This window comes from Variovorax sp. P4_B11, assembly GCF_056402355.1.
The window spans coordinates 15,032-30,897 of sequence record NZ_JBFUHO010000055.1; the positions used below are offsets into that span (position 1 = coordinate 15,032).

At 70.6% G+C, this 15,866-nt stretch carries 13 protein-coding genes; 12 read left to right on the plus strand and 1 reads right to left on the minus strand.

The features are described 5' to 3' along the window. Positions 1 to 8: 8 nt before the first annotated feature. The 8 genes from AC1DYD_RS32240 to AC1DYD_RS32275 are packed head-to-tail and all read left to right on the plus strand — an operon-like array spanning position 9 to position 7,666. Complete coding sequence (locus tag AC1DYD_RS32240) at positions 9 to 1,907, plus strand: TonB-dependent receptor domain-containing protein (RefSeq protein WP_478176812.1); 1,899 nt, start codon at positions 9 to 11, stop codon at positions 1,905 to 1,907. Continuing rightward, complete coding sequence (locus tag AC1DYD_RS32245; RefSeq protein WP_478176813.1) at positions 1,904 to 2,470, plus strand: bifunctional adenosylcobinamide kinase/adenosylcobinamide-phosphate guanylyltransferase; 567 nt, start codon at positions 1,904 to 1,906, stop codon at positions 2,468 to 2,470. The genes AC1DYD_RS32240 and AC1DYD_RS32245 overlap by 4 nt, the downstream gene beginning before the upstream one ends. Next, entirely contained in the window at positions 2,467 to 3,327 is an 861-nt protein-coding gene (locus tag AC1DYD_RS32250) for an ABC transporter substrate-binding protein (RefSeq protein ID WP_478176814.1), read from the plus strand. The genes AC1DYD_RS32245 and AC1DYD_RS32250 overlap by 4 nt, the downstream gene beginning before the upstream one ends. After that, positions 3,324 to 4,328, plus strand: a complete 1,005-nt coding sequence (locus AC1DYD_RS32255) for a FecCD family ABC transporter permease (protein ID WP_478176815.1) — start codon at positions 3,324 to 3,326, stop codon at positions 4,326 to 4,328. Before AC1DYD_RS32250 ends, AC1DYD_RS32255 begins: the two co-directional genes overlap by 4 nt. Before the next feature lie 17 nt (positions 4,329 to 4,345). Next, positions 4,346 to 5,119 (plus strand): ABC transporter ATP-binding protein, encoded by a 774-nt coding sequence (locus tag AC1DYD_RS32260; protein ID WP_478176840.1) that lies wholly within the window; start codon positions 4,346 to 4,348, stop codon positions 5,117 to 5,119. Positions 5,120 to 5,145: 26 nt separating this feature from the next. Next, positions 5,146 to 5,715: a cob(I)yrinic acid a,c-diamide adenosyltransferase gene (gene cobO / locus AC1DYD_RS32265; RefSeq protein WP_478176816.1), complete on the plus strand. Its 570-nt coding sequence runs from the start codon at positions 5,146 to 5,148 to the stop codon at positions 5,713 to 5,715. Next, positions 5,712 to 6,665, plus strand: a complete 954-nt coding sequence (cbiB, locus tag AC1DYD_RS32270; protein WP_478176817.1) for an adenosylcobinamide-phosphate synthase CbiB — start codon at positions 5,712 to 5,714, stop codon at positions 6,663 to 6,665. The genes cobO and cbiB overlap by 4 nt, the downstream gene beginning before the upstream one ends. Beyond that, positions 6,662 to 7,666, plus strand: coding sequence for an aminotransferase class I/II-fold pyridoxal phosphate-dependent enzyme (locus tag AC1DYD_RS32275; protein ID WP_478176818.1), 1,005 nt, complete (start codon positions 6,662 to 6,664; stop codon positions 7,664 to 7,666). The genes cbiB and AC1DYD_RS32275 overlap by 4 nt, the downstream gene beginning before the upstream one ends. 1 nt (position 7,667) lies before the next feature. Here AC1DYD_RS32275 and AC1DYD_RS32280 read toward each other — a convergent pair whose 3' ends face one another. Beyond that, on the minus strand, positions 7,668 to 8,582 hold the full coding sequence (locus AC1DYD_RS32280) for a LysR family transcriptional regulator (protein WP_478176819.1): 915 nt from the start codon (positions 8,580 to 8,582) through the stop codon (positions 7,668 to 7,670). Between the two features lie 165 nt (positions 8,583 to 8,747). Here AC1DYD_RS32280 and AC1DYD_RS32285 point away from each other — a divergent pair, with 165 nt between their 5' ends. The 4 genes from AC1DYD_RS32285 to AC1DYD_RS32300 all read left to right on the plus strand — a co-directional run bounded on the left by AC1DYD_RS32285 (position 8,748) and on the right by AC1DYD_RS32300 (position 15,859). Continuing rightward, entirely contained in the window at positions 8,748 to 9,611 is an 864-nt protein-coding gene (locus AC1DYD_RS32285) for an alpha/beta hydrolase (protein WP_478176820.1), read from the plus strand. A gap of 204 nt (positions 9,612 to 9,815) precedes the next feature. Then, positions 9,816 to 11,060 (plus strand): efflux RND transporter periplasmic adaptor subunit, encoded by a 1,245-nt coding sequence (locus tag AC1DYD_RS32290; RefSeq protein ID WP_478176821.1) that lies wholly within the window; start codon positions 9,816 to 9,818, stop codon positions 11,058 to 11,060. A gap of 28 nt (positions 11,061 to 11,088) precedes the next feature. Beyond that, positions 11,089 to 14,343, plus strand: a complete 3,255-nt coding sequence (locus AC1DYD_RS32295; protein WP_478176822.1) for an efflux RND transporter permease subunit — start codon at positions 11,089 to 11,091, stop codon at positions 14,341 to 14,343. Between the two features lie 31 nt (positions 14,344 to 14,374). Continuing rightward, positions 14,375 to 15,859, plus strand: a complete 1,485-nt coding sequence (locus tag AC1DYD_RS32300) for an efflux transporter outer membrane subunit (protein ID WP_478176823.1) — start codon at positions 14,375 to 14,377, stop codon at positions 15,857 to 15,859. Positions 15,860 to 15,866: the final 7 nt, after the last annotated feature.

The following is a 15,866-nucleotide window of genomic DNA, read 5'->3' on the forward strand; positions in this document are numbered from 1 at the left end:
TCGCTCCCATGAAAATCTGCGTTTCTTCCACGCGCGTGTCCCGCAGCGCTTCACCGTGGCCGCGTCCGCGCGCCCATGCCGTCTCGCTGGCGGTCGCTTCCCTGATGGCCGGCGTTGCCGGGCTGCCCGCACCGGCCTTGGCCCAGGAGGCCGCCGCGCCTGCGCTGCACGAAATGGTGGTGACCGCCACGCGCGTCGCCACCCGTGCCGACGAACTGGTGTCGGACACGGTGGTCATCGAGCGGGCCCAGATCGAGCAGCAGGCGAGCCGCACGCTGCCAGAAATCCTGGCCCGCATGGCCGGGGTCCAGATCTCGGCCACCGGCGGCCTGGGCAAGGGCAGCAGCGTCTACATCCGCGGCGCCGAAGCGCGCCACACCATCCTCCTGATCGACGGCGTGCGCTACGGCTCGGCGACCCTCGGCACGCCGGTCTGGGACAACATCCCGGTCGAGCTGATCGACCGCATCGAAGTGGTCAAGGGACCGGCCTCGGCGCTCTACGGCAGCGACGGCGTCGGCGGCGTGGTGCAGATCTTCACGCGCAAGGCGGCGCCGGGCGAGACGATATTCAACCCGCGCGCCTCGACCACCATCGGCAGCGACAACTACAAGCAGATCACCGGCGGCTTCAGCGGCGCCTCGGGGGCGGCGACCTACTCGCTCGACCTCACGCGGACCCTGGTCGACAGCTTCTCGTCCACCAACCGCAACGTGCAGTTCGGCAACTTCAACCCCGACCGCGATCCGTTCTCGCAGACCGGTGCCAACGCCTCGTTCGGCTACCAGTTCAATCCGGACTGGAAGGTCGACGCCGGCATGCTCTATGCCGATGGCCTGAACCACTACGACGACGGCCCGGGGCGCGACACGCGCGGCATCCTTCGGACCGAGAACGGCTATGTCGGTGTCACCGGCCGGGTGCTGTCGAATTGGACCACCCAGCTGCAATACTCGCGCAGCGAGGACTACAGCCGCGCCATCGTGGCGGCACCGTTCAACTTGCCGGGCCTGTTCGACACGACGCAGAACCAGTACCTCTGGCAGAACGACATCGTGACCTCGATCGGCACCGTGGTGGCCGGCCTCGAGCGCCGCGAGCAGGACGTCAACAGCGACACCCGGTACACCGTGACCGATCGCACCATCGACTCCGGCTTCGTCGGCCTGAACGGCAATGCCGGCGCCCACAGCTGGCAGGTCAATGCGCGGCACGACAGCAATTCGCAGTTCGGCGACAACGACACCTGGTTCGCCGGCTACGCCTACCGCATCACGCCGAACTGGCGGGTCAGCCTGTCGCAGGGCACCAGCTTCGCGGCACCTTCGTTCAACCAGCTCTACTACCCGGGCTTCGGCAATCCGGCGCTGCAGCCCGAGGAGGGCAAGAACACCGATGCCAGCATCACCTGGACCCAGGGTGCCCATACCGTCAAGCTGGTGGGCTACGACAACAAGATCCAGGGCTTCATCACCAGCACCACGCTGCCGCAGAACATTCCCGAGGCGCGCATCACCGGCGGCACGCTGAGCTACGACGGCCAGTTCGACGGGCTGGGATTGCACGCAAGCTACGACTCGCTCGATCCGCGCAACGAGGTCACTGGCAAGCAACTGCCGCGCCGGGCGAAGGACCAGGCGACGCTGGCGATCGACTACAGCACGGGACCCTGGAAGCTCGGCGCCTCGGCGCTCAGCGTGGGCAGCCGCTTTGACGACGCGGCCAATACGCGCACACTCGCCTCCTACACCACGATCGATCTCTATGTGGACTATCGCTTTGCCAAGGACTGGACGGTGCAGGGCCGCATCACCAACCTGACCGATGAACACTACGAAACGGCCTTTGGCTACAACCAGGCCGGATTCGGCGCCTACCTGACCCTGCGGTGGCAACCGAAGAAGTGAGCATCGCCCGCCGCGAACTGATCCTCGGGGGACAGAAGAGCGGCAAGTCGCGCCGCGGCGAGCAGCTGGCCGCGGCGTGGCTGGCGCGCTCTTGCTCGCACCGCGCGGTGCTGGTCGCCACGGCGCGGGCCCTGGACGAGGAGATGCTGGCGCGCGTCACCCGGCACCGCGAGGACCGGGCGGCGCGGGTGCCTGCCCTGGTCACGGTCGAGGAGCCGGTGGCGCTGGCGCAGGCGATCCGCGAACGCGGCGGTCCCGGCACGCTGGTGCTGGTCGATTGCCTGACCTTGTGGCTGACCAACCTGATGATGCCCTTCGGGGCGCCGCGCGCGCCCTTGCCGGTCGATCGCGCGGTCGCCGAGTTGCTGTGCGCGATCGATGAGGCGCCCGGGCCGCTGGTGCTGGTCGGCAACGAGATCGGCCTCGGCGTGATCCCGCTGGGCCGCGAGGTCCGCGCCTTCGTCGACGCGCTGGGCTTGCTGAACCAGCAGGTCGCCGCGGCCTGCGAGCGCGTCACGCTGATGGCGGCCGGGCTGCCGCTGAGCATCAAGGACGCCTCATGAGGGGCCTTGCCCGGCTGTGGCTCGCCGCCTGCCTGTGCGCGCTGGGGCTGGCTGCCCAGGCGATCGTCGTGACCGACGAACGCGGCGTCGGCGTCGAGCTGCCGAAGCCGCCGCAGCGCATCGTGACCCTGCTGCCGTCGTTGACCGAATCGGTCTGCGCGCTCGGCGCCTGCGACCGGCTGGTCGGCGTCGACCGCTATTCGAACTGGCCGGCTTCGGTGCGGGGGCTGCCGCAGGTCGGCGGCGGCATCGACCCGAACGTCGAGGCCATCGTCGCGCTCAAGCCCGACGTGGTGCTGCTCGCGAAGTCGTCGCGCGTCACTGACCGGCTCGAGGCGCTCGGGCTCAAGGTGGTGGTGCTCGAGCCGAAGAACCATGCCGATGTCCGGCGCGTGCTCGATGCGCTGGGCCAGGTGCTGGGCGCAGGCGATCCGCGGGCGGTTTGGCGCGAGATCGACGCCAGCGTGTCGGCGGCGGCGCAGTCGCTGCCCGAGAGCGTGAAGCGCACGCGCGTGTATTTCGAGGTCAACAGCGCTCCCTATGCGGCCGGCGAGGCGTCCTTCATCGGCGAGACTCTCACGCGGCTCGGGGCGAAGAACATCGTGCCGCCCTCGCTGGGTCCGTTCCCGAAGCTCAATCCCGAGTTCGTGGTGCGCGCCGATCCCGACCTGATCATGGTCGGCGAACGCAGCGCCCAGGGGCTGGAGCAGCGGCCGGGCTGGGGTCGCATCAAGGCCGTGCGCGAGGGCCGCATCTGCCGCTTCACGGCCGAGCAATCCGATGTGCTGGTCCGGCCCGGGCCGCGCATGGGGGAAGCGGCGCGCCTGATGGCCGAGTGCCTGCAGGAGCGCCGGTGAAGGGCGAGCATCGTCGCGCACTGCTGCTGGGCATTGCGCTGCTGCTGGCGGGCGTGGCGCTGCTGGCGCTGGGCGCCGGCATCGGCAGCACGGGTTTCGAGAACCTGCTGGCGGCGGCCGTCGATCCCGTGGCGCTGCAGATCGTGCGCGACATCCGTCTGCCGCGCACGCTCGGCGCCTGGGTCGCGGGCGCGCTGCTGGGGCTGGCGGGTGCGGTCGCACAGGGGCTGTTCCGCAATCCGCTGGCCGATCCCTATCTGCTCGGCAGCGCCTCGGGTGCCTCGCTCGGCGTTGCGCTGGCGCTCTGGCTGTTCGGCTTGTCGCCGACCAGCACGCAGTGGGTGGTGCGGCTCGGGCTCACGGGAGCGGCCTTCCTCGGCGCCGTTCTGGCGGTGCTGCTGACCTTGCTGCTGGCGCGCGGCGTGCAGCAGACACTGAGGCTGCTGCTGGCGGGCGTGATCGTCGGCGTCGTGCTCGGCGCCGCCAAGGACCTGCTGACCATCGCCTCGACCGACATCCTCCAGGCCATCCAGGGCTTCATGCTTGGCAGCACGGGCCTGGTCGGCTGGGGCGCGTGCGCCGTCATGGGCGGGGTCGGCGCGGTCTGCCTGCTGCTCGCCTGGGCGTTGGCGCCGGTGCTCGACGGCCTGGCGCTCGGCGAGTCGACGGCGGCCAGCCTCGGCCTGCCGCTGGGCGCGATGCGCGCCGCGCTGGTCGCGGTGCTGGCGCTGGCGACCGGCGCCGCGGTGGCGCAGACCGGGCTGATCGCCTTCGTCGGTCTGGCGGCGCCGCATCTGGTGCGATCGGTGGTGAAGACCACGCATGCGCGGCTGATCGTGCTGTCGACCGCGATGGGCGGCCTGCTGCTGATGGCCGCCGACCTGCTGGCACGCTGGCTGGTCGCGCCGCAGGAACTGCCGGTCGGCGTGCTGACCGCGGTGCTCGGGGGCAGCTACCTGCTGTGGCTGATGCACCGGCGCAGCGCGCGGGGTGGGTTGTGAGCCGCCCGATGGCCGCGATGGACCGGGCCGCGCTGGAAGCACGCGGCGTCACGGCTCGGCTGGGCATCGCAGAGGTGCTGCATGGCATCGATCTGTCGCTGGCGGCAGGGCGCTGGACCAGCATCGTCGGACCCAACGGCGCCGGCAAGTCGACCCTGCTCAAGGTGCTCGCCGGCCTGCTGGCGCATGGCGGCGAAGTGCTGATGCAGGGGCAGCGGCTGAATACGCTGTCCGGACGTTCGCGTGCGCGGCGGCTGTCCTGGCTGGGCCAGGGTGGGGCGGGCGAAGGCAGCGCCGACGACCTGATGGTCTACGACGTCGCGATGCTCGGCCGCCTGCCGCACCAGCGCTGGCTGGCCGCGCCCAGCGAGGCCGATTGCGCGGCCGTCGAGCGCGCGCTGCGCAGCACCCAGGCCTGGGAATGGCGCGACCGGCCACTCGGCCAGTTGTCGGGCGGCGAGCGGCAGCGGGTGCTGCTGGCGCGCGCGCTGGCGGTCGAGGCCGAACTGCTGCTGATGGACGAGCCGCTCGCCAACCTCGATCCGCCGCACCAGGCCGACTGGATGCGGACGGTGCGCGCGCTGGTGGACGAAGGCCGCACCGTGGTCAGCGTGCTGCACGAGCTGAATGCCGCGCTCGCCGCCGACGCCATGGTCGTGATGGCCGGAGGCCGGGTGCTGCACCACGGCGCCTGCGGCGATGCCGCGACCCATCGCGCGCTCGAGGCCGTGTTCGACCATCGTGTCGCCCTTCACCACGTGGCCGGCCAGTGGCTGGCCGTGCCGCATTAGAGAAGAGAACCACAGCAGGAAACGCAATGCACATCGAATCCCCGCCCAGTGAGAAGCCGTACGAGAAGCCCGAGGGCGAGCGCCGCGGTCTCGTGATCGTCAACACCGGCGATGGCAAGGGCAAGAGCACGGCCGCCTTCGGCCTGGCTTTGCGGGCCCATGGCCGCGGCAAGGCCGTGAAGATCTACCAGTTCATGAAGGTGCCGTCGGCGCGCTTCGGCGAGCACCGGATGTTCGAGCAGCTCGGCATTCCGATCGAAGGCCTGGGCGATGGCTTCAGCTGGAAGAGCCAGGACCTGGCGCATTCGGCGCAGCTGGCGCGCGATGGCTGGGAGAGGGCGCGCGCTGCGATTGCCTCGGGCGAGCATTTCCTCGTCGTGCTGGATGAGATCACCTACCCGTTGATCTACGGCTGGCTGCCGCTCGACGGCGTGCTGGAGACTTTGCGGATGCGGCCGAAGGAGGTGCACGTGGTGCTGACCGGACGCCGCTGCCCGCCCGAGATCATTGCGCTGGCCGACACCGTGACCGAGATGCTGATGGTCAAGCATGCGTTCAAGGCCGGAATCCCCGCGCAGCGGGGCATCGAGGATTGAGCGCGGTCGGAGCCCTCTGGCTGGCACTCGCGATCGACCGCTGGCTCGGCGAGCCGCCTGCTCGCTGGCACCCGGTGGTCTGGATCGGGCGCTACCTGGGGTGGATCGGTCGGTGCATCGCTTCGCCGGCCGGTGCGCCGGTGCGAAAGCTCGCAGGCTTTGCCGGCGGTGCGATCGCCTGGTGCGTCGGCGCCGCGGTGGTCGTCGCAGCAGCCTGTGCGGTCGCGGCGGCTGCGAGCCGGGTGCCGATCTGGGCGGGCATCCTGCTGACCGGCATCGCCCTCAAGCCGCTGCTCGCCTGGCGCATGCTGCGCGACGAGGTGCTGGCGGTCGAGGCGGCGCTGGGCCGCTCGCTTGACGAAGGCCGAACGCGGCTGGCCAGGCTGGTGAGCCGCGACGTGTCGGCGCTGAACGCGGTCCAGGTGCGCGAAAGCGCGATCGAATCGCTGGCCGAGAATCTCAACGATTCGCTGGTGGCGCCGCTGTTCTGGTTCGCGCTGCTCGGCTTGCCGGGCGCGGCGCTCTATCGCTTCGCCAACACCGCGGACGCGATGTGGGGCTACCGCGGCGAGCGCGAAGGCCGGCAGTGGGAGTGGGCCGGCAAGTGGGCGGCGCGTGCCGACGACCTGCTGTCGTGGCTGCCCGCTCGACTGACGGCGTTGCTGCTGCTGTGCTGCTCGCCCGGCAACGGGCCGGACGGCGTGGTGAGGGCGGTGTTTCGCGAAGCGCGCCGGACCGCGTCGCCCAACAGCGGCTGGCCCATGGCCGCGATGGCGCTGCGCCTGGGCGTGCGCCTCGCCAAGCCCGGCATCTATGAACTGAACGCACAGGGCCGAACGGCTTGCGCCGCCGACACCGCGCAAGCGGCGCGCTGGGCCGCGCGCGCGGTCCTGCTGGCGGGCCTCTGCGGGACGGCTGCATGGGCCGGCCTGACGACGGCGTTCCAATGAACGCCTCCCAGATCTTCGAACTGATGCATGGCGGGCCCGATGCCCAAGGCGCAGCGCCGCACGACTTCTCGACCAACGGCAATGCCAGCGGACCGTGCCCTGCGGCGCTGCAGGCGCTGCAGGCGGCGGACGCCGGCCGCTATCCCGATCCGCACTACCTGGGCTTGCGCGAGCGGCTGGCGAGCTTTCATGGCGTCGATGCGCGAAGGATCGTGATCGCCGCGAGTGCCAGCGAATTCATCGGCCGGGTCACGGCGGCCGTGTCGCAGGGCGGCGGCGGGCGGGTCCAGTTGCCGCCGCACGGCTACGGCGACTACCTGCGCGCCGCCAGGGCCTGGCATTTCCAGCCCGCGACCGCCGGCGGCGCGGCTGACCTGGTCTGGTGCTGCGACCCCGGCAGCCCGCTGGGCCAGCCGCAGGTGAACCTGGCGCAATCGGTGGACCGGTTGAGCGCCGGCTCGACCTGCGTGCTCGATCTCGCCTACGAACCGCTTCGCCTCGAGGGCGTGCTGGCCCTGTCCGGCGAGCAGCGCAACCGCGTCTGGCAGCTCTGGACCCCCAACAAGGCACTGGGCCTGACGGGCGTCCGGGCGGCCTATGCGATCGCCCCGCTGGCGGCGCAGGACATGCCGGCGCGCCTCGCCCGGCTCGCGCCTTCCTGGCCGCTGGGCGCGCACGGCGTGGCCTTGCTCGAGGCCTGGACCGGCGAGGCGGCGCAGCAGTGGCTGGCCGGGAGCCTCGTCATGCTCCGCGCATGGAAGGCCGAGCAACTGGCGCTGTGCGACTGGCTGGGCTGGCGCTGCCTGCCGAGCGTGGCCAATTTCTTCGGTGCCGAGCCGAATGTCGCCCCCACGCCGGCGCGCATCGCGGCGCTCAGGCAGGCAGGCATCAAGCTGCGCGACATGGCATCGTTCGGGCTGCCGGGGCGGGTGCGACTCGGCGTGCTGCCGCCGGCCAGCCAGCAGGCGCTGCGGCGCGCCTGGCGCGCCGCACGCCCCTGAATCAAAGCCGTTGCAGCTGCGGGTGCTTGGCGAACAGCTCGGCCGCCCAGTCGACGAAAGCCCGCACCTTGGCGCTCAGGTGCCGGTTCGGCGGATACACCACGTGCACCGGCAGCGGCGGCCGGGTCCACTCGGGCAGGATCTGCACCAATTCGCCGCTCGCGATGTAGGGCTCGGCCATGTAGGTGATGACCTGCGACAGCCCGAAGCCGCCAAGCACCGCCGTCATGTGGGCATTGCTGTCGTTGACCGAGACGCGGTAGGGGCCGGCGATCTCGAGTTGCTCCTCGCCGCGGTGGAATTCGTGCGGATAGACGCGGCGCGTGCTGCCCGAGAAGAAGCCCACCACCAGGTGCCGCTTCTCGATGTCTGACGGATGCTGCGGCGCGCCGTAGCGCTTCAGGTAGGCCGGCGAGGCCACGGTCATCCAGGGCAGGTTGCCGATGCGCCGCGCCACCAGCGACTGGTCGGTGAGATCGCCGCCGCGGATCACGCAGTCGACGTTGTCGGTGATCAGGTCGACCGTGCGGTCGCTGACGCCGACGTCGACCTGGATATCCGGGTAGCGGTCGCAGAAGGTCGCGAGCGACGGCAGGATCACCAGCCGCGCCATCGACGAGCCGACGTCGATGCGCAGCCGCCCCGTGGGATTGGCCTGCGCATTGGTCATGCTGGCCTCGATGTCATCGAAATCGTTCAGCAGCCGGGCGGTGCGCTCGTAGTAGGCCGCGCCGTCGGGCGTGACCGTGACGCGCCGCGTGGTCCGGTTCAGCAGCTTCACGTGCAGGCGCGACTCGAGCGCCTGGATCTGCTTGGTGACCGTGCCCTTGGGCAGGCCGAGCGAATCCGCGGCGCGGGTGAACGTGCCGGCTTCGACGACGCGGACAAAAATCCGCATGCCCTGGATCTGATCCATTTATGCTGCTCCTGGGGGGTGGCGGATGCCTGGGGGAGCGGGATTCTCACACGGGCACCTGACGCGATTGTTAGCCGGATGGAAACAGAGTGGGGTCCGGCACCTCGTTGAAGCCCTCCGGTGCCGACTTATATTCCATTCATCGTCCATCCATCGAGGCCGTCCATGTCCAGCCGTTCCACTCAGCAACCTGCCGCAGAAGCCGCCACGGCCGCGGTGCAGGGCGCCGAAACCGACATCCGCATCGAGCTGCCGGACCGGGAACCGGTGCTGGCGCGCCTGTATGGCCAGCGCCCGCGCGGCGCCACGGTGCCGCTGGTGCTGCATTTCCACGGCGGCACTTTCGTCTGCGGCGATCTCGACAACGGCCGCAGCGTGGCGCGGCTGCTGGCGGGTGCAGGGGCCGTGGTGGTCTCGCTCGACTATCCGCTGGCGCCCAAGGCACCCTTCCCGGAACCGATCGAGGTCGGCTTCGCGGCGCTCGAGTGGCTCTACAAGCAGCGCGTCAAGCTGGCGGGCAAGGGCGCCCAGGTGTTCCTCGCCGGCGAGGAGGCCGGCGGCAACCTGGCGGCGGCGGTGGCCCTGATGGCGCGCGACCGGGCCCACCCGCCGCTGGCCGGCCAGATCCTGCTGTCGCCGATGCTGGATCCCTGCGCGGGCACGGCTTCGCTGCGCAAGGCGACCGGCGACGCCACGCAGTGCAAGTGGGCGTCGGGCTGGCAGGAGTACCTCAAGCGGCCGGTCAATGCCACGCATCCCTATGCGGTACCCGGGGGGTCGCTGAGGCTGGCTCAGGTGGCGCGGACCCTGGTGCTGGTCGGCCAGGACGACCCGATGCGCGACGAGGCGCTGAGCTTCGCGCGGCGGCTCGGCGATGCCGGCATCGCGGTCACCAGCAGCGTGCTGCCGGGCGCCGCGAACTGGCCCGCAGCGCTCTACGAGCCCGAAGGCTCGGGCTGTGCAGCCTGCGAGGCGGTGGTGCAGAAGCACTTTCGCGACTTCTTCAGCGCGGCGCCGCCGCCGCTCTGAGCGACGGCGCACGGCGAACCGTGTGCCGAGGGCTCCGGCCGGACGGAGCCTTTTCCCAAGACCGAGGTGATGGCACCTCGACCCGAAGGGCGCCAACGCCGCCGGGGGCTTCGTGCGCCCCGCAACACTTTCTTCCCGCAGTCCTGCGCCACCCGCGCGGGAGGGCGCCGTGTTTTCCAAGAGTCACCAAAAGGACCATTCATCATGTCGAAGCCTCAACATTCCTCCCCGGCCCGGCGCGGCCTCTGGCCGGCAGTCACCGGCGTCACGGCGCTGGTGGCGATCGCCGCGGCGGCGCTCGGCTTCCACAGCCTCCATGCCGAGGCCAACGACGTCACGACCGTCGCGGCGGCGCGCGCCACGCCGGTTTCGGTGGCCACCGTGGCGGCGACCGAAGTCAACACCTGGGACGAGTTCTCGGGTCGCCTCGAAGCGGTCGAGCGGGTCGACGTGCGCTCGCGGGTCGCCGGTGCGGTGCAGGCCGTGCACTTTCGCGAAGGCGCGCTCGTGAAGCAGGGCGAACTGCTGATCACCATCGACCCGGCGCCCTACGCGGCCGAAGTGGAACGCGCCGAAGCCCAGGTGGCCTCGGCCCAGGCCCGGGTCTCGTTCACGCGCAGCGAGCAGGAGCGCGCGCGCCGCCTGTGGGACGAGAAGGCGATCGCCCAGCGCGAGCTCGACGAGCGCAGCAACGCCGGCCGCGAGGCCGAGGCCAACCTGCGCGCGGCGCAGGCCTCGCTGCAGAGCGCGCGCCTGAACCTCGGCTACACCCAGGTGCGTGCCCCGGTTTCCGGGCGCACCGGCAAGCTCGAAGTGACGGTGGGCAACCTGGTGGCCGCCGGCCCCGGCGCGCCGGTGCTGACCACCCTGGTGTCGGTCAGCCCGATCTATGCAAGCTTCGACGCCGACGAGCAGATCGTGGTGCGGGCCCTGAAGGACCTGCCCGGCGGCGCCAGCGCGCGCGGCCGCATCGAGGGCATCGCGGTGCAGATGGGTACCGCCGGCAGCGAAGGCACGCCCTACCAGGGCAAGCTCCAGTTGATCGACAACCAGGTCGATGCCAAGAGCGGCACGGTGCGGGTTCGTGCCGCCTTCGACAACACCGACGGCGCACTGATCCCGGGGCAGTTCGCCCGCATCCGCATGGGCCAGGCGCGCAACGACACCGCCTTGCTGGTGAACGAACGCGCGGTCGGCACCGACCAGAACAAGAAGTTCGTGATGGTCGTCGGCGCCGACAACAAGGCCGAGTACCGCGAAGTCGCGCTGGGCGCGCCGGTCAACGGCTTGCGCGTCGTGACCAAGGGCCTCAAGGCCGGTGAGCGTGTGGTCGTCAACGGCCTGCAGCACATCCGGCCGGGCGCCCTGGTGGCGCCCCAGACCGTGACCATGGACGCCAAGGCCGAAGTGCCGCAGGCGACCCAGCACGTGGCGGACGCGAAATCCTGATCCCGGTTTCTTCGGGGGAATCCTCATCATGAATCTATCCAAGTTCTTCATCGACCGGCCGATCTTTGCCGGCGTGCTGTCGGTGCTGATGCTGATCGCGGGCCTGATCGCGTTGCGCGGCCTGCCGATCTCCGAGTACCCCGAGGTGGTGCCGCCCTCGGTCGTCGTGCGGGCCAACTACCCGGGCGCCAATCCGAAGGTGATCGCCGAGACCGTGGCGACGCCGCTTGAGGAGTCGATCAACGGCGTCGAGGGCATGCTCTACATGGGCAGCCAGGCGACCACCGACGGCCTGATGACGCTGACCGTGACCTTCAAGCTCGGCACCGATCCGGACAAGGCGCAGCAGCTGGTGCAGAACCGCGTCTCGCAGGCCGAGCCGCGGCTGCCCGAGGAGGTGCGCCGGCTCGGCATCACGACCATCAAGAGCTCGCCCGACCTGACGATGGTGGTCCACCTGCTGTCGCCCAACGGCCGCTACGACATGACCTACCTGCGCAACTACGCCGTGCTCAACGTCAAGGACCGGCTGGCGCGCGTGCAGGGCGTCGGCGACGTGCAGCTGTTCGGCTCGGGCGACTATTCGATGCGCGTCTGGCTCGACCCGCAGAAGGTGGCGCAGCGCGGCCTCTCGGCCAGCGACGTGGTGCGCGCGATCCGCGAGCAGAACGTGCAGGCGGCGGCCGGCGTGGTCGGCGCCTCGCCGGGCCTGCCGGGCGTCGACATGCAGATCTCGATCAACGCGCAGGGCCGCCTGCAGACCGAGGAGGAGTTCGGCGACATCATCATCAAGACCGGCAGTGATGGCGCCGTGACCCGGCTGCGCGACGTCGCGCGGCTCGAACTCGGCGCCTCGAGCTATGCGCTGCGCTCGCTGCTCGACAACAAGGACGCGGTGGCGGTGCCGATCTTCGCGGCACCGGGCTCGAATGCGATCCAGATCTCGAACGACGTCCGCGCCACCATGGCCGAGCTCAAGAAGAACATGCCCGACGGCGTGGACTACAGCATCGTCTACGACCCGACCCAGTTCGTGCGCGCCTCGATCGAGTCGGTGATCCACACGCTGCTGGAGGCCATCGCGCTGGTGGTGCTGGTCGTGATCCTGTTCCTGCAGACCTGGCGCGCCTCGATCATCCCGCTGCTGGCGGTGCCGATCTCGGTCATCGGCACCTTTGCGGTGATGCACCTGTTCGGCTTCTCGATCAACGCGCTGAGCCTGTTCGGGCTGGTGCTGGCGATCGGCATCGTGGTCGACGACGCGATCGTGGTGGTCGAGAACGTCGAGCGCAACATCGAGGCCGGCCTGAGTCCGCGCGACGCCACCTACCGCGCGATGCGCGAGGTGTCGGGGCCGATCATCGCGATCGCGCTGGTGCTGGTGGCGGTGTTCGTGCCGCTGGCCTTCATCAGCGGGCTCACGGGGCAGTTCTACCGGCAGTTCGCGCTGACCATCGCGATCTCGACCGTGATCTCGGCGATCAACTCGCTGACGCTGTCGCCGGCGCTCGCGGCCTTGCTGCTGCGCGGCCACGATGCGCCCAAGGATGCGCTGACGCGCGGCATGGACCGCGTCTTCGGCCGCTTCTTCCGCGCCTTCAACCGGCTGTTCCATCGCGGTGCGGAGGGCTACAGCAGCGGCGTCAAGGGGGCCATCTCGCGCAAGGCGCTGATGATGGTGATCTACCTGGCGCTGGTGGCGCTGACCTTCGGCCTGTTCAAGGCGGTGCCCGGCGGCTTCGTGCCGGCGCAGGACAAGCAGTACCTGATCGGTTTCGCGCAACTGCCCGACGGCGCCACGCTGGACCGTACCGAGGAGGTCACGCGGCGCATGAACGACATCGTCATGAAGCAGCCGGGCGTCGAGCATGCGATCACCTTCCCGGGGCTGTCGATCAACGGCTTCACCAACAGCTCGAACTCCGGCATCGTCTTCGTGAGCCTGAAGGACTTCGACCAGCGCAAGGCGGCGAACCTCAGCGCCGGCGCCATCGCGGGGCAGCTCAACCAGCAGTTCGCGGGCATCCAGGACGCCTTCATCGCGATCTTCCCGCCGCCGCCGGTGCAGGGCCTCGGCACCACGGGCGGCTTCAAGCTGCAGCTCGAGGACCGCGGCTCGCTGGGCTATGCGGCGATGGACGGCGCGGTCAAGGCCTTCATGGCCAAGGCCTACCAGACGCCCGAGCTCGCGGGCATGTTCACCAGCTGGCAGGTCAACGTGCCGCAGCTGTATGCCGACATCGACCGCACCAAGGCGCGCCAGCTTGGCGTCGCGGTGACCGACGTGTTCGACACCATGCAGATCTACCTCGGCAGCCTCTACGCGAACGACTTCAACCGCTTCGGCCGCACCTACAGCGTGCGCGTCCAGGCCGATGCGCCGTACCGTGCGCGGGCCGAGGACGTCGGCCTGCTCAAGGTGCGCTCGGCCAGCGGCGAGATGGTGCCGCTGTCGGCGCTGATGAACATCCAGCCCAGCTACGGGCCGGAGCGTGCGATGCGCTACAACGGCTTTCTCGCGGCCGACATCAACGGCGGCCCGGCGCCGGGCTTCTCCTCGGGCCAGGCGCAGGCGGCGATCGAGCGCATCGCGGCCGAGACGCTGCCGCCGGGCATCCGCTTCGAATGGACCGAGCTGACCTACCAGGAGATCCTGGCCGGCAATTCGGCGCTGTGGGTGTTCCCGCTGGCGATCCTGCTGGTGTTCCTGGTGCTGGCGGCGCAGTACGAGAGCCTGACCCTGCCGGCCGCGATCATCCTGATCGTGCCGATGGGGATCCTGGCCGCGATGACGGGCGTGTGGCTGTCGGGCGGCGACAACAACGTCTTCACGCAGATCGGGCTGATGGTGCTGGTCGGGCTGTCGGCCAAGAACGCGATCCTGATCGTCGAGTTCGCGCGCGAGCTGGAGTTCGCCGGGCGCACGCCGTTGCAGGCGGCGATCGAGGCCAGCCGGCTGCGCCTGCGGCCGATCCTGATGACTTCGATGGCCTTCGTGATGGGCGTGCTGCCGCTGGTGCTGTCGACCGGCGCCGGGGCCGAGATGCGCAAGGCGATGGGCATCGCGGTGTTCTCCGGAATGATCGGCGTGACCGCCTTCGGCCTGTTCCTGACGCCGGTGTTCTACGTGCTGCTGCGGCGCCTCACGGGCAACCGCCCACTCAAGCTGCATGGCGAGGTGCCGCATCTCGACGCCTTCGTGTCGGCCGACCATCCAGCCGGCGGCGGCGCGGGCGGCGGACTGCGCCCATCGCCCGCGGCACCGCTGCGTGACCACGACTGAGGCGCCACGGCGCCCCCAAGGAATTTCCATCATGAATGCAAGACTTGAAAACCAAGACCGGCCCTGGCGTGCCGCGCTGCTGCCTCTGCTCGCCGCACTGGTCCTGGCCGGCTGCGCGAGCGCGCCGGCCGAGCTGCCGACTTTCACGCCACCGGCGCAGTTCAAGGAGCAGGCCGCCGCCCCGCAAGGCGCCTGGATCCGCACCCAGCCCGCCGAGGCGCAGCCGCGCGGCGAATGGTGGCGCAGCTTCGACGACCCGGTGCTCGACCGCTTGATCGAGCGCGCCGATGCCCGCAACAACACCATCCAGGCCGCCGCGGCCCGGCTGGCCGAGGCGCGGGCCGTGGCGCGCAGCGCCGACGCCGACCGGGCGCCGCAGATCGGCCTGGTCGCCGGCGGCGTGCGCAGCGCCGGGCTGGACCGCAATCTGACCCCGCGGCCCTCGACCCTGGTCACGGCCGGTGCCGCTTTCTCCTATGAGGCGGATCTGTTCGGCAAGCTCTCTCGCGCCAGCGATGCGGCGCGGCTCGACGCCGACGCGCGCGCCGGCCTGCTGCAGAGCACGCGCCTGCTGGTGCAGGCCGAGGTGGCACAGACCTACCTGGCGCTGCGCGCGATCGATGCCGAGCGCGCGCTGGTGCGCGACACGGTCGAGGCCTACCGCGACACGCTGCGGCTGACGCAGAGCCGCGAGCGCGCCGGGGACGTGGCCGAACTCGACGTCGTGCGGGTCGAGACCGAGGTGGCCTCTAACGAGTCCGATGCGATGACGCTGGACCGCCGCCGCGCCGAGCTGGAGCATGCGCTGGCGGTGCTGGTCGGCGACCTTGCCTCCGACTTCGACGTGGGCAGCGCCGAGTGGTCCACCGCCTTGCCGACGATCCCGCCCGGCGTGCCCGCCACCGTGCTGACGCGCCGGCCCGACATCTCGGCGGCGCAGCAGTCGGTGCTGGCGGCGCAGGCCCGGGTCGGTGTCGCGCAGGCGGCGTGGTTCCCTGACATCGCGCTGACCGGCGGCGCCGGCTACGCCTCCGCCGACGTCGGCGACCTGCTGAAGTGGTCGGCCCGGTCCTGGGGCATCGGCGCCTTGCTGGCGTTGCCGGTCTTCGACGGCGGCCGCCGCGAGGCCGGCGTGCAGAGCGCGTCGGCCCAGCTCGACGGCGCGTTGTCGAGCTACCGGTCGCAGGTGCTGGTGGCCTTCAGGGAGGTCGAGGACCAGCTGTCGTCGCTGCGCATCCTCGACCAGCAGTCGGGGGTGCAGGCCAAGGCGGTCGCCTCGGCGACGCGCGCCACCGCGCTGTCCGATTCGCGCTACCGCAACGGCATGATCAGCCAGCTCGACCTGCTCGATGCGCGGCGCAGCGAACTGCAGAACCGGCGCCAGGCGCTGCAGGTGAAGTCGGCGCAGTACCAGGCGACGGTGGGCCTGATCCGGGCGCTCGGCGGAAGCTGGCAGACGCAGGCGGTGACGCTCGCGCCGCCGGGTGACCGGCAGGCGCAGGTGGCGGCGCGCTGAGCGGCCA

Coding starts and splice junctions, on each gene's coding strand:
- AC1DYD_RS32280 (WP_478176819.1), bottom strand. CDS start 8,582: ATGGATCAGATCCAGGGCATGCGGATTTTTGTCCGCGTCGTCGAAGCC.
- AC1DYD_RS32300 (WP_478176823.1), top strand. CDS start 14,375: ATGAATGCAAGACTTGAAAACCAAGACCGGCCCTGGCGTGCCGCGCTG.
- AC1DYD_RS32275 (WP_478176818.1), top strand. CDS start 6,662: ATGAACGCCTCCCAGATCTTCGAACTGATGCATGGCGGGCCCGATGCC.
- AC1DYD_RS32285 (WP_478176820.1), top strand. CDS start 8,748: ATGTCCAGCCGTTCCACTCAGCAACCTGCCGCAGAAGCCGCCACGGCC.
- AC1DYD_RS32250 (WP_478176814.1), top strand. CDS start 2,467: ATGAGGGGCCTTGCCCGGCTGTGGCTCGCCGCCTGCCTGTGCGCGCTG.
- cobO (WP_478176816.1), top strand. CDS start 5,146: ATGCACATCGAATCCCCGCCCAGTGAGAAGCCGTACGAGAAGCCCGAG.
- AC1DYD_RS32260 (WP_478176840.1), top strand. CDS start 4,346: ATGGACCGGGCCGCGCTGGAAGCACGCGGCGTCACGGCTCGGCTGGGC.
- AC1DYD_RS32240 (WP_478176812.1), top strand. CDS start 9: ATGAAAATCTGCGTTTCTTCCACGCGCGTGTCCCGCAGCGCTTCACCG.
- AC1DYD_RS32295 (WP_478176822.1), top strand. CDS start 11,089: ATGAATCTATCCAAGTTCTTCATCGACCGGCCGATCTTTGCCGGCGTG.
- AC1DYD_RS32290 (WP_478176821.1), top strand. CDS start 9,816: ATGTCGAAGCCTCAACATTCCTCCCCGGCCCGGCGCGGCCTCTGGCCG.